Source organism: Qipengyuania sp. NPDC077410 (genome assembly GCF_044543405.1).
Lineage (GTDB): Bacteria > Pseudomonadota > Alphaproteobacteria > Sphingomonadales > Sphingomonadaceae > Qipengyuania > Qipengyuania pacifica.
Genome location: NZ_JBITWB010000003.1, coordinates 268,683 through 281,977 on the forward strand (window position 1 = coordinate 268,683; position 13,295 = coordinate 281,977).

At 60.9% G+C, this 13,295-nt stretch carries 12 protein-coding genes; 8 read left to right on the plus strand and 4 right to left on the minus strand.

What is annotated here, in order from left to right; genetic code table 11:
- Nucleotides 1-6 precede the first annotated feature (6 nt).
- From ACIGGE_RS14900 to ACIGGE_RS14935, 8 genes are read left to right on the plus strand one after another with little or no spacing between them, the layout of a single operon-like run.
- Nucleotides 7-1,044 (plus strand): capsular biosynthesis protein, encoded by a 1,038-nt coding sequence (locus ACIGGE_RS14900; RefSeq protein WP_397490949.1) that lies wholly within the window; start codon nt 7-9, stop codon nt 1,042-1,044.
- 4 nt (nt 1,045-1,048) lie between these two features.
- Complete coding sequence (locus ACIGGE_RS14905; RefSeq protein WP_397490950.1) at nt 1,049-2,719, plus strand: preprotein translocase subunit YajC; 1,671 nt, start codon at nt 1,049-1,051, stop codon at nt 2,717-2,719.
- Between the two features lie 14 nt (nt 2,720-2,733).
- Nucleotides 2,734-3,933, plus strand: coding sequence for an XrtA/PEP-CTERM system-associated ATPase (locus ACIGGE_RS14910; protein ID WP_221598335.1), 1,200 nt, complete (start codon nt 2,734-2,736; stop codon nt 3,931-3,933).
- A 30-nt stretch (nt 3,934-3,963) separates the two neighbouring features.
- On the plus strand, nt 3,964-4,821 hold the full coding sequence (locus ACIGGE_RS14915) for an XrtA system polysaccharide deacetylase (RefSeq protein ID WP_397491012.1): 858 nt from the start codon (nt 3,964-3,966) through the stop codon (nt 4,819-4,821).
- A complete protein-coding gene (locus ACIGGE_RS14920) occupies nt 4,818-5,879 on the plus strand; it encodes a FemAB family XrtA/PEP-CTERM system-associated protein (protein ID WP_397490951.1) in 1,062 nt (353 codons plus the stop codon). The genes ACIGGE_RS14915 and ACIGGE_RS14920 overlap by 4 nt, the downstream gene beginning before the upstream one ends.
- The gene (locus ACIGGE_RS14925; protein WP_397490952.1) at nt 5,866-7,104 is read left to right on the plus strand and encodes a TIGR03087 family PEP-CTERM/XrtA system glycosyltransferase; all 1,239 of its coding nucleotides are present in this window, start codon (nt 5,866-5,868) and stop codon (nt 7,102-7,104) included. Before ACIGGE_RS14920 ends, ACIGGE_RS14925 begins: the two co-directional genes overlap by 14 nt.
- Nucleotides 7,094-8,083, plus strand: coding sequence for an exosortase A (xrtA, locus tag ACIGGE_RS14930; protein ID WP_397490953.1), 990 nt, complete (start codon nt 7,094-7,096; stop codon nt 8,081-8,083). Before ACIGGE_RS14925 ends, xrtA begins: the two co-directional genes overlap by 11 nt.
- A gap of 12 nt (nt 8,084-8,095) precedes the next feature.
- Nucleotides 8,096-9,994 carry an XrtA/PEP-CTERM system amidotransferase gene (locus tag ACIGGE_RS14935; RefSeq protein ID WP_397490954.1) on the plus strand — a complete coding sequence of 633 codons (1,899 nt, stop codon included), beginning with the start codon at nt 8,096-8,098 and terminating at the stop codon, nt 9,992-9,994.
- On the opposite strand, the gene ACIGGE_RS14940 is transcribed toward ACIGGE_RS14935, so the two are convergent.
- From ACIGGE_RS14940 to ACIGGE_RS14955, 4 genes are all read right to left on the minus strand, one after another.
- Entirely contained in the window at nt 9,991-10,689 is a 699-nt protein-coding gene (locus tag ACIGGE_RS14940; protein WP_397490955.1) for a pirin family protein, read from the minus strand. The genes ACIGGE_RS14935 and ACIGGE_RS14940 overlap by 4 nt on opposite strands.
- Before the next feature lie 102 nt (nt 10,690-10,791).
- On the minus strand, nt 10,792-11,904 hold the full coding sequence (zapE, locus tag ACIGGE_RS14945; RefSeq protein WP_397490956.1) for a cell division protein ZapE: 1,113 nt from the start codon (nt 11,902-11,904) through the stop codon (nt 10,792-10,794).
- The gene (locus tag ACIGGE_RS14950) at nt 11,901-12,368 is read right to left on the minus strand and encodes a PaaI family thioesterase (RefSeq protein ID WP_301642951.1); all 468 of its coding nucleotides are present in this window, start codon (nt 12,366-12,368) and stop codon (nt 11,901-11,903) included. Before ACIGGE_RS14950 ends, zapE begins: the two co-directional genes overlap by 4 nt.
- Before the next feature lie 4 nt (nt 12,369-12,372).
- Nucleotides 12,373-13,155 carry a succinate dehydrogenase iron-sulfur subunit gene (locus ACIGGE_RS14955; protein WP_103023741.1) on the minus strand — a complete coding sequence of 261 codons (783 nt, stop codon included), beginning with the start codon at nt 13,153-13,155 and terminating at the stop codon, nt 12,373-12,375.
- Between the last annotated feature and the right edge of the window lie 140 nt (nt 13,156-13,295).

Consider the following 13,295-nt stretch of genomic DNA (forward strand, 5'->3'; position numbering starts at 1 on the left):
GTGTCAGTGAACAAGCCAACGAATATCGTACCGCCCAAGGAAGACGCGGGTAAGGACAAAAGCGCATCGCTGTTCGAACGCGCCAGTGGTGCATTCGGTCTTGATGCTCTCGTTCCGGCAGCCGTGCCTAGCAAGCTTGAGGGGGAGCAGGCGAAGAAGTTTGCACCAAAGCGCAAGCCGGAGCCGGCCTCAAAGCGTGTTGCAGAGACGCCCAAGCGGCGTGCATCCGACTGGATCGGTGAGCCCGCGCAGTCGGTGGATGTTGCTGCGCCGGCGGTGGCAGCGCCTGCAGAGTCGGAAACTCCGGCCGTAAAGTTCACCGGTCCCAAACACGAAGTGGTGCGGTCGCTGCTGCGGGAGAACGGCCTGATCGATCCCGACGGCGGCGCATCGACGCTGCTCGAAGAATTTCGCATCGTTAAGCGTCAGGTTCTGTCGGCTGCGAAGGCGGAGGGAAGCCCTAAGGCGCGCCGGGTGCTGGTGTGCTCGCCGCATCCCAACGAGGGAAAGACCTTCTGTGCGCTCAATCTCGCCATCGCTCTGGCAGGCGAGCGCGATCTGGAAGTGCTTCTCGTCGACGCCGATTTCGGCAAGCCGTCGATCATGGACAAGCTGGGCCTGGACGCCGGCAAAGGCTTCATGGACGTTCTTGCCAATCCGGCGGCTCACATCGAAGATTTCGTCGTCGGCACCGATATTCCTGGGCTCTGGGTGCTGCCTGCCGGCCAGCGCACAGGCCGCGATAGCGAATATCTTGCCAGTGAACGCACCTGGTCCGTCCTCAACAGGCTGACACGCGGCGCCCCGAACAGGATCATCGTGTTTGACAGCCCGCCTACATTGGCAGCCACACCTGCCGCCGAACTTGCCAAGCACGTCGGCCAGGCGCTGCTCGTCGCGCGCGCGGACATGAGCAGCCGCGCTGCGCTTGAGGATGCCATCGATCTCCTGTCGGCATGTCCAGACATCAAGCTGGTGCTCAATGATGCGACATTCAGCCCGAGCGGACGCAAGTTCGGAAGTTACTATGGATATGGGGAATAACTCCATGTCTTGTAACGAAAAGGTGTTCTGGTTTGCGCGTGGCCTGCTGCTCCTTGCGATGATGGTTGCGGCGCCGTTGCAAGCCCAGACTTACTCGGGCAAGGATACGACTGCGAACGAAAGCGAAGTCCCCTCGAATGGCCGCGGGCGCATGTCCATCGATCCGTACATCGAATTCAACAATATCGCCGCTTGGCAGATTTCGCCGGTGAGCGACGTGGTGACCTATACGCAGCTTGCGGCCGGCGTTGATGCAACGATTAACGGCCGCAACAACGGCGGCAGCGTTTCACTGCGTTACGAGCGCAATTTCGCCCATCAGTCCGACGGCGCGGATTCGGATACGATTACGGGTCTGGCCCGGGGTTACGCCTCGATCATTCCGCGGGTGCTGACCGTCGAGGCAGGTGCGCTGGCCAGCAGCACGCGCGTCGATGCTCAAGGGCGCTCGGTGTTCAACCCTATCGTGGACGACAATCTGTCGACCCAGACCTATTCGGTCTATGCCGGACCCAACCTTCAGACACGCGCCGGCGATGTCGATATCAGCGCGAATTACCGCATTGGCTATACCCGCGTGGATGGTCCCGATTTCGTGACGGCAGGCGGAACGCCGGCGGACTTGTTCGACGACAGCATCACCCACAGTGCAACGGTGAGGGCCGGAACGCGCCCATACCGTCCCTTTCCGGTGGGCGTTGGCGTAGGTGCCGGCTTCTATCAGGAGGATGTTTCCAACCTCGATCAGCGGGTGCGCGACGCTTATGTACGCGGCGATGTGACCGTTCCGATCACACCGACGCTGGCCTTCGTGGCGGGGGTCGGTGTCGAGGATGTAGAGGTGTCGAGCCGGGACGCCCTGCGTGATGCGGATGGCAATCCGGTGATCGACACAAACGGACGCTTCGTCACGGATCCCGCCGCCCCGCGTGTCATCGCTTACGATGCAAGCGGGCTGATCTGGGATGTCGGCGTCGTCTGGAGCCCCAGCAGCAGGACCCAGCTCGAGGCGCATTTCGGGCATCGGTACGACAGTGAAACATTCTACGGCAGCTTTAGCTGGCAGCCGAACCGCCGCAGCAACCTGCAGATTGCCGTATATGACGGTATTCAGGGCTTCGGTGGACGTCTCAACAACGCGATCGCAGCCTTACCGACCGATTTCAGTGTGATCCGCGATCCGATCACGGGCGAGCTGACCGGCTGCGTTAACACGGTCGACGGTAACGGGTGCATTGACGGTCTGTTCGGATCGCTGAGATCATCGGTCTTTCGCGGACGCGGTGTAGTCGCAAGTTACAGCAGGCAAATCGGCCGGATGACCGCCGGCATCGGGGCCGGATACGACCGCCGCAGGTTTATCGGTGCGCCGGGAACCGTGCTCGAGCTTGCGGATGGCGTAGTCGACGAAAGCTATTACGTGACTGCAGGCGTGTCCGGGCCAGTGGGCTCGCGGGCTTCCTTCGCCATCAACACCTTCGCCAGCTGGTTCGATAGCGGTGCGTTGGGAACGGATAGCGTGCGCGCCATCGGCGCCTCGGGAAGCTATACCGAAGAGATATATCGCAACCTTTCGGCACGTGCCGCCGTCGCCATCTCGATGCTCGACAGCGATCTTGCACCCGATAACTTCACAACTGCATCGGCCCTTCTCGGCCTGCGTTACGATTTCTGATAGGACAGCGCGCCATGTACGAAGAGTTCTACGGTTTCAGCGAGCGCCCCTTCCAGCTCACGCCCGATCCGGCTTTCTATTTCGAGAGCCTCACGCACAAGAAAGCGCTGAGCTATCTTGGCTACGGCCTCAATCAGGGCGAAGGTTTCGTCGTCATCACCGGAGAGGTGGGTTCGGGCAAGTCCACGCTTGTCGCGCATCTGAAGCAGAAGCTCGATGCCGAACGGATGACCGTTGGCGAAGTCGTGACAAGCGCCCTGGACGATGACGAGATGATCCACGTTGCGGCGCGAAGTTTCGGTCTCGACATCGCCGGCGGTGACAAGGCGGCTGCGCTGGCGGCGATCGAATTATTCCTCCACGAAGAGGCACGCAATGGCCGCCGTGTACTGCTGATCGTTGACGAGGCCCAGAATCTCTCGATCGGCGCCCTCGAAGAGCTGCGCATGCTGTCGAATTTTCAGCTGGGCTCACATCCGTTGCTTCAGACATTGCTGCTTGGGCAGCCAGAGTTCAAACAGCTTCTGGCCCAGTCGGATGAACTGGAGCAGTTACGCCAGCGGGTCATCGCCTCCCATCATCTCGAGCCGATGCAGCCCGGCGAAATCGAACCTTATGTGATGCATCGCCTTCAGCATGTGGACTGGACGGGTTCTCCGGAATTCGATGGCAGCATCTGGGTAAGGCTGCACAAGACGACGGGTGGGATACCGCGCAAGGTAAACCAGGTCATGACGCGCCTCCTTCTGCTCGGAGCCGTCGAAGAGAAATCCGTGCTGGACACGGACATGCTCGACGCAGTCGTCGAAGAGATGACTGGTGATGCCGCTGCGGCTGCCGAAGATGCAGCTGCGAAACCGCGTCCTGACCGGGATCTCCCAGCTGCAGACGCGATCGCCAAGGTGAAGGACGAAGCGCGGCGTCCGGCCGCCGATGCACAGGGTGATGCGGAAACCCGCAACAAGGGCTTGCTCGACCACCAGATCGAAGCGATCGAAGCGGCCTTCGCGCACCGTGACAAGCACATGATGGCACTGCGCCGCGAAGTGGAGAAATTGGGACAGAGCAAATCGTCGGGCGAAGTGCCGGACGATCTCGGCCAGCGTCTTGTCGCTATCGAGGCCAGGCTCGACGAGCAGGAGCGGTCCTTGCGCCATGTCCTCACCATGATGATCGACTATTTCGAAACGCAGGGTTCGCGCGCAGCGGCCTGAGATGGCGAGGAGCGAGCGTTGAGCGACAATATGATCGTCAACGGCCTCTCGGTCGACGTGGAAGACTGGTTTCAGGTCGGCGCGTTCGAAAACACCATTTCGCGTGCAGATTGGGATGGGCTGGAACTGCGTGTGGGGGACAACGTTGCACGCATTCTCGACCTGTTCGACGAAGCCGGTGTGAAAGCGACGTTCTTCACCTTGGGCTGGGTGGCAGAGCGCAACCGTGCAGCGATGCAGTCGATCGTCAACCGGGGCCACGAATTGGCGAGTCACGGTTACGATCACACACGGGTCTTTACCCTCACGCGCAACCAGTTTTTCGCCGACCTTGCCAAGGCGCGCTCAATTCTGGAAGATGCCAGCGGAAAAGCCGTTACCGGCTATCGTGCGCCCAGCTTTTCTATCGATGCGCGCAATCCATGGGCGCATGAAGTCCTGGCAGAACATGGCTATGCCTATTCGTCATCGGTCGCTCCGGTAGTCCACGATCACTATGGTTGGCGCGAAGCGCCGCGTTTCGCATTTGATCCTGTGCCCGGCAGTGATCTCGTCGAAATTCCGGTCACAACTGCGCTGTTTGGTAAACGCCGCCTTGCAGCAGGCGGTGGTGGGTTCTTTCGCGTGCTGCCCTACAGCTTCACCCGCTGGGCGATCAGGCAGGTCAATTCCGATCACCGACCCGCGGTATTCTATTTCCATCCATGGGAGGTCGATCCGGACCAACCGCGGGTGTCCAACGCTTCGGTGCGATCGCGGTTGAGGCATTACACCAATCTATCCAGAATGACTGGCAAGTTGTCCGACCTGCTCGGCGATTTTGCCTGGGGTAGAATGGACGAACTCGCGGCAAAGGAAAGATCACGCAGCGTGAAGTGGGCCGCATGAACGCGCCGATCAGTCACACCGCGACTATTCGGCAGGCGGACTTGAGCGACAAGGCCGACGTGGCACGGATCGAACGCTTTGTAGCGGAACGCGGCGGCAGCGTCTTTCACCGTCCGGCATGGCTGCACGCGGTCGAGCGGGGCACGGGCAATTCAGCGGTGGGGCTGATGCTGGAGCGCGGCGGCGGCGTCGTAGGCTGGTTGCCGCTAACCGAGATTCATTCGGCGATCTTCGGGCGCGCCTTGGTATCGAGCGGTTTCGGTGTAGGAGGCGGGGTATTAGTCACGCGCACCGAAGATGCGGAGAAATTGTGCCGGGCGGCGCAGGAAATAGCCCTGCGCCGTTCCGCCTCAACAGTTGAATTGCGCGGCGGAACCGCTCCGCCCGATTGGCTGGTTATCGATGGCAAGCATGCAAACTTCGCTGCGGATCTGGCGGAAGACGACGATGCGCAATTGCTCGCTATTCCCCGGAAAGCACGCGCTGAAGTTCGCAAGGGGTTGGCGAATGACCTTTCGGTGAGCATCGGAAGTGACGGGCAGGAGCGATCCGCCCATTACGCCGTTTACGCCGAAAGCGTGCGCAATCTCGGGACGCCGGTGTTCCCGCGTGGTCTCTTCGATGCTGTTTTGGATATCTTCGGAGATGATGCGGACATTCTGACGGTTCGCCAACAAGGTGTTCCAGTGGCAAGCGTGCTGTCCCTCTATCATGACGAAACGGTCATGCCGTTCTGGGGCGGCGGAACCTGGGCGGCGCGCCACCTGCGCGCCAATGAGCGGATATATTACGAACTGATGTGTCACGCCCGCCGGAGGGGATGCGTTCGCTTCGATTTCGGGCGCTCGAAAGTCGGAAGCGGGCCGTTCGCGTTCAAGAAGAACTGGGGGTTCGAACCGCAGCCCTTGACCTATTTCACCTGGTCGGCGCCGGGCACAGCAGCGCGAAATGTCGATCCGACTGATGAGGGCTATTCCGCCAAGATCGCTCTTTGGAAGCGGTTGCCTTTGCCGATCGCGAACCGGCTGGGTCCTTGGATCGCGCGTGGGCTGGGCTGACATGGGAGAGATACTGTTCCTTGCGCACCGCGTTCCCTTTCCGCCGGATCGCGGCGACAAGATCCGCTCGCATCACTTGCTCAAGGGTTTGGCTAAACTGGGGCCTGTGCATGTAGGCACCTTTGGCGAAACATCGCATGATATGGCGCAGAAGAGCGACCTTGCGTTGGTTGCCAAAACACATGCGCTGATCGAACGCACCAAGCCGCTGCCGCAGGCGGGTATCGAAGCGGTGTTGAAGGGTAAGCCGGTCAGCCTCACCGCCTTCGATCACGCTGCTATGCGCCGCTACGTTGCCAAGACTTTGGGCAACCACCGGATCGACACGATTTTCGTCTTTTCGAGCCAGATGGGGCAGTACATTCCGGACGACTTCGCGGGTAGGGTCGTGATCGATCTGTGCGATGTGGATAGCGCCAAGTTCGAAGCTTATGCCGACGCCGGCCAGCGCAGGTGGATCAATCTCCGCGAGGGGCGGCTGCTTGCCACAGAAGAGATGCGGTTGGCCAACCGTGCGGATACCACCTTGCTGATCAGCGATGGCGAGGCCGCGCTTTTCCGGTCACGGATCGATAGGTTGGAAGAGGCCGATATTCGGGCGCTTGGCAATGGCATCGATGCCGAATTCTTCGATCCGGCACATGTGCCGGTGCAGCCTGATCTGGAAGAGGGGGAGGGGCCCCAGCTGCTGTTTACGGGTCAGATGGACTATCCCCCCAATGTGGCTGGGGCGGAATGGATGGTAGAGAATGTCATGCCCGAACTGCGCAAAATGCATGATCGGGCGCGTTTTCATATCGTGGGACGTGCACCTGTGGCGAGCCTCAGGAACCGGCATGGTGAAAACGGCGTGCGCGTATGGGGGGAGGTATCGGACATCCGGCCTTTCCTGAAATCTGCCGATCTCGTCGTGGCGCCGCTGCTGATAGCACGCGGGGTGCAGAACAAGGTTCTGGAGGCCATGGCCATGGCGAAGGCGATTGTGCTGACGCCGGGTGCGGCCACCGGAATAGAAGCACAGGACGATTTTCACTTTGCGGTGGCACACCCCGATGCGCCTGAAATGCTGCGGCGGATCGCGACGCTGCTGGCGGATGAAGGCACGCGCGCCGAGATGGGCAGGGCCGCCCGCGATTTTGTGCTGGCGAACATGAGCTGGGACAGCGTCGACATTGAACTTGAGCGTTTGCTCGTGAGCGGCGACACTGGACGCGATGCAGCCTGACCTTGCCATTACCGGACAATCGATTGCGGGCCGCGGCCGCAGCGCGGCGCTGTTTGCGTTGGGTTGGGCGGGGCTGTTCGCAGCTACGCTAAGGGAATGGTCGGCGATGGCCCATCAGTGGTGGAACATCGACACCTACAGCCATATCCTCCTGATCCTGCCCATACTGGCATGGCTCGTCTGGATACGCCGGGATGAAGTGGCACGGGTCGAGGCCCGGGGCTGGTGGCCGGGCTTTCTTTGCTGCCTGCTTGGTCTTGCCATCTGCTTCGTCGGTCGGTCGGCTGACATCAATCTGATCGCGCAACTGGGCGTGATCGTGGCATTCCAGGGTGCGACCTGCGGGATACTCGGCCTCAGAGTTGGGCTCATCCTCGCCTTTCCTCTGGCCTACATGTTCTTCCTCGTTCCTTTCGGAGACGAGATCATTCCGCCTTTGCAGTATGTCACCGCAGAAATGGCAACCGCACTCACACGGTTCAGCGGTGTCGAAACGGTCGCAGATGGCATCCATATCGACACGCCTGCCGGACTGTTTATCGTGGCGGAGGAATGTTCGGGGGTGAAGTTCCTCGTTGCCATGGTCGCGCTTGGGGTGCTGGTTGCATACAGCTGCTTTGCGAGCTGGAAACGCCGGATGCTGTTCCTGCTGGCCTGCGTGATCGTGCCGATCGTGGCCAACGGCATTCGGGCATGGGCAACGATTTTCATTGCCCAGTATGTCGGCGCGGAAGCCGCCGGCAGTTTCGACCATATTGTCTACGGCTGGTTCTTCTTCGGTATTGTCATCGCCCTGGTTCTGGGAGTGGCCTGGCGCTGGTTTGAGCGCGAGCCGGAAGAGGCAGGCTGGAACGCGCAGCAGGTTTCGGCCCTGCCAATGTTGCAAAGGCTGGAAGGCAACGGTGCCAGTCCCGCGCTTGTCCTTGGCGCGACACTTACTGCCGCTTTGGTCTTTGCCGTAATGCCGCGGCTCGGCTAGGCCCGCTCGCATATGTGCGGGATCGCCGGGATTTTCCATTACGAGACGGTAAAGCCGGTCGATCCCAAACGGGTCGAACGGATGACCGACGCGTTGGCGCACCGCGGTCCCGACGGTAGCGGCGTCTGGACTGCACCGGGCGTCGGACTTGGTCACAGACGCCTGTCGATCATCGATCTCGACGGATCCCCACAGCCCATGCGTTCGGCAGACGGGCGCGCCGTGATCGCGTTCAACGGCGAGATATACAATTATCGCGAACTGCGCCGCGAACTGGAGCGCGGCGGAGCACATTTCCGGACCGATGGCGATACCGAGACCATTCTTGCCGCCTGGCAGAAATGGGGCGTGGATTGCCTGTCCCGGCTCGATGGGATGTTCGCATTTGCGCTCTACGACATCGACCGGCGGCAGCTCTTCCTCGCCCGCGACCGTTTCGGGGTAAAGCCGCTTTATCTGGCGCAACTGGAGGGCGGCGCGCTCGCCTTCGCCAGCGAAATGAAGGGCCTTCTGGCCAATCCGCTGATGCGCCGAGTGATCGATCCACTGGCGATCGAAGATTATATGACTTGGGGCTATGTGCCCGATCATCGCGCCATCCTGAAAGGGGTTGAGAAGCTTCCGGCAGGACATTTCCTGCTACTGGATCATGGCCGCGCGCCTGGCCCGCCCCAGCAATGGTGGGACATGGATTTTACCAGGCGTGAGACCGGGCGAACCGAAGACCTATCTGCGCAGCTTCTCCACCTGATGCGCGAAGGCGTGACGAGCAGAATGGTTTCCGACGTTCCTCTGGGCGCGTTTCTGTCCGGAGGCGTCGACAGTTCATCCGTCGTCGCGCTGATGAGCGAGAGCAGCGCCGCGCCCGTCACCAGCTGTTCCATCGGGTTCGATGTCGAAAGTGTCGATGAGACGGCTTACGCGCGACAGGTCGCCAAACTGTTCGCCACCGACCACCACGAACGGATCGTATCCTCCGACCAGTTCGGCGATGTCGACCGGATCGCGGCGATCTTCGACGAGCCATTCGCGGATGCGAGCGCGCTGCCGACCTTACGGGTATGCGAATTGGCGCGCGAACATGTGACTGTGGCATTGTCGGGCGATGGGGCCGATGAGGCGTTCGCCGGATATCGACGTCAGGCATTCCATGCACGCGAAGAGCAGGTGCGCTCCGTTCTACCGAGTGGGCTGCGCGAACCGGTGTTCGGAACGCTCGGACGTCTGTGGCCGAAAGCGGACTGGGCACCGCGACCGCTGCGCGCGAAAACTACCCTGCTGTCTCTCGGGGGCAGCGGTGAAGCTGGCTATGCACGGGCTTTGGCAATCCTTTCGCCCGAGCAGCGCGAATTGCTTTATGATGCGGCGTTCCTGCGCGAACGTGGCGATTATCGGGCGGAGCAACCGCTGGAAAAGCTGATGCGAGATGCGCCAGCGCGAAGCGGTCTCGACCGGGCGCAATATGCCGATCTCAAGTTCTGGCTGCCCGGAGACATCCTGACCAAGACCGACCGGACGAGTATGGCAGTAGGTCTGGAGGCGCGCGAGCCGCTGCTGGATCATCGCCTGATCGAATTCGGTGCGCGTCTGCCGCACCGTGAGCGTCTGCGCGGTACGAGCGGCAAATGGCTCATGAAGCGCACGATGGAGCGCTATCTGCCCGACGACATATTGTATCGGCAGAAGCAGGGTTTCGTCACGCCGCTGGCGGAATGGTTTCGTGGACCACTGGCAAGCGAGGCGAGGGCGATCGCATCCAGCGAGCTGCTCACGGGCAACGGACTGTTCGCCCGCAAGGCGCTTGCACGGCTTGCGGACGAACATATTTCGGGGCGGTCCGATCATGGCCGCGTCCTATGGCAATTGCTGATGCTGGAGCGTTCGCTCCGTCATCTCAAGCCGAGCGCTTAGCGCGCGTCGACCAGCACGATCTCGGCGTCTTCGAGCGCTTCGACAAGGATTTCCGTCTCGCCGGTCACAGCGATGCCATCACGTGGTTGAGCCTCGATCCCGTTGACCTTTACCCGTCCCGTGGGGGCAACGAGATACTGGTGGCGTTCGCCCGACGTGGTCCATGTGGCGGTCTGTCCAGCAGCGAGTGTCGTTGCGGCAACCTTGGCGTCGGTACGAATGGGGAGGGCATCGTCGACTTCGGGCGTGCCGCTCGCAAGAATGGCAAACCCGCCTTCGCGCGTCGCTTTCGGAAATTCGCGCTGACCCCAGCCCGGCTTTTCGCCCGTACGATCAGGGATGATCCAGATCTGGAAAAGCGTGGTGTCTTCGCTTTCCAGATTATATTCGGCATGGGTGATACCGGTGCCTGCGCTCATCACCTGAACATCGCCGGCGGCGGTGCGGCCTTCGTTACCCAGGCTGTCACGATGAGTGATCGCTCCTGTGCGCACGAAAGTGACAATCTCCATGTCGCGGTGCGGATGCGGGGGGAACCCGGATTGACCCTGGATCGTGTCATCGTTCCAGACCCGGATGTTGCCCCACCCCATACGGTCGGGATCATGATAATTGGCAAAGCTGAAATGATGACGCGCATCGAGCCAGCCGTGATTGGCGTGCCCAAGGGAAGCGAAAGGACGAATATCGATCATGGTCAAAGTCTCACATCGGCGGGGTGTTAACGCCGGTATGCGCCTGATGTGGGACCGACGAGAGAGCCGTCAAGAAACACCGCTGTAACTGCCCCGGCAGGCTTAGGCGACACCGTGACCGCGAGCCATGTAGTCGCTGCTCTGCATTTCCTTCAGGCGACTTACGGTCCGTTCGAATTCGAATGCCCCGTCGCCGGCGGTATACAGGTTTTCCGGTTCGGCGGCAGCCGTTGCAAACAGCTTCACATTGTTTTCGTAGAGCGCATCGACCAGCTTGGTAAACCGGATGGCCTCGTTGCGGTTGTCGGGCGACATGGCGGGAATTCCGACAACGATCACGGTATGGTAGGCATGTGCGATGGCGAGATAGTCTGCCGCCCCGCGATTTTCGCCGCATAACCGCTTGAAGCTGAAAACACCCACGCCCTTGAGGCTTTTGGGGACGTGCAAGGTCCGCCCGCCACCGAGATCGAGATCGGCGCTGGGCACGTTGGCGGCATCTTCCGGCTTGTAATCGGTCAGGCGGAAGAAGGCTTCGCGCACCTGCGCAGTGGCATCATCCCCGAGCGGGGAATGCCAGGTTGCGATGTCCCCCAGCCGGTCCATTCGGTAGTCGGTAGGCCCATTGAGCGAAACGACATCGAGATCTGCCTCTATCAGGTCGATGAAGGGCAGGAAGAGGGAGCGGTTCAGACCGTCCTTGTAAAGATCGCGGGGAGGCCGGTTGCTGGTGGTAACGATCGTAACACCCTGATCGCGGATAAGAGCCGTGAAGAGGCGCGCCATGATCGCGGCATCGGCCGTATTGTTGACGACCATCTCGTCGAATGCGAGGCAGCGCACGTCCTGCGCGATATCGCGAGCGACCTTGCCAGTCGGATCGCCCGGATCGGATTCACGGCGCTCGCGAATGCGGCGATCGACCTCCAGCATGAACTCGTGGAAATGCGCGCGTCGCTTTTCATCGATGCCCAGAGTTTCGACGAAGAGGTCCATGAGCATGGATTTGCCGCGGCCGACGCCGCCCCACATGTAGACGCCCTGCGGGTTAGCCTTTCTGGCGCGGAACAATTGCGAAAGCAGACCGCCTGAACTTTCCGCCTCCAGATCCTTCTGCAGCCGGTCCAGCCGTTCGGCAGCGCGGCGCTGGTCGGGATCGGAACGCAATTCGCCAGCGGCGACCAGCCGCTCGTAGCGGGTGAGCATACCGGTCATGAGGCAGGGCGACGCTTCATCTTCTTTACGATACCGGAGAAGCTGGCAACGGTATGATCTTCCTGTTCCACGATACCGCGCACGAATACCATGCTGCCGGTCTCCCGAACGATTTCGCACACCGCATCGAGCGGGCGATCGGGTTTCCCGCCGCCGACGAACTGGGTGGAAAGTTCCACTGTCACCGACGGGCCGGCATTGCCGGATCCGATCGTGTGCATGGTGGTAAACAGGCTGATGTCGATCAGCGACAGCGTCACCGCACCATGAACGATGCCCTGCAGGTTTTCATGGCGCCGCTCAGGGAACATGCGCAGGCGCGCTTTCCCGTCATCGTCCACACGGGTGATGAGCTTGCCCATCACCGCGCCGTTGAACAGCGTCCGATCTTTCAGGTTCCAATGCCGCCAGCCGGGATTTTCCGGATCTGGACCGTGTTCGAAAACGTCGTCGGGTAGTGCCAAGGGATCAGATCGCGCGTTCGGCGATCATCTTCTTGGTTTCGGCAATCGCCTTCGCTGGGCTTAGCCCCTTGGGGCAGACGTTCGCGCAGTTCATGATCGTGTGGCAACGATACAGGCGGAACGGGTCTTCGAGCTGGTCGAGACGTTCGCCGGTCATCTCGTCGCGGCTGTCCGCCAGCCAGCGATAGGCCTGCAGAAGGATTGCAGGGCCGAGGAATTTGTCGGAATTCCACCAGTAGCTCGGGCATGCGGTCGAGCAGCAGGCGCACAGGATGCATTCGTAGAGCCCGTCCAGCTTTTCACGCTGTTCCGGCGTCTGCAGACGTTCCTTGCCCGATGGGGTCGTCGATACCGTCTGCAGCCAAGGGCGGATGCTGGCATACTGGGCATAGAAATGCGTGAAGTCGGGAACGAGATCCTTGATCACGTCCATGCTGGGAAGCGGCGTGATCCGCACTTCACCTTTCAGATCTTCGATAGCGGTAGTGCAGGCGAGACCGTTCTTCCCGTTCATGTTCATTGAACACGATCCGCAGATCCCTTCGCGGCAGGACCGGCGGAAGGTCAGCGTCGGATCGATTTCGTTCTTGATCTTGAACAGGGCGTCGAGAACCATCGGACCGCAATCGTCCAGATCGATCTCGAACGTGTCGTAACGCGGGTTTTCCCCGCTGTCGGGATCGTATCGGTAGATCTTGAACTTGCGGATGCGCGCGCCGCCTTCGGCCTTGTGGTCGCGGCTCTTGCCGGTGATCTTCGAATTCTTGGGAAGGGTGAAGGTCGCCATGTGCAGTATCGGTCCTGTTGCTTGGTGAAACCCATTAGCGCTTGTGGCGCATGGTGCAAGGGCGTGCGCATGCACAATTCGACGAGTTGGCCCGGCAACTGCCGCACAGAGACGCCGGGAACCGCTTGGCCGGGCAATGG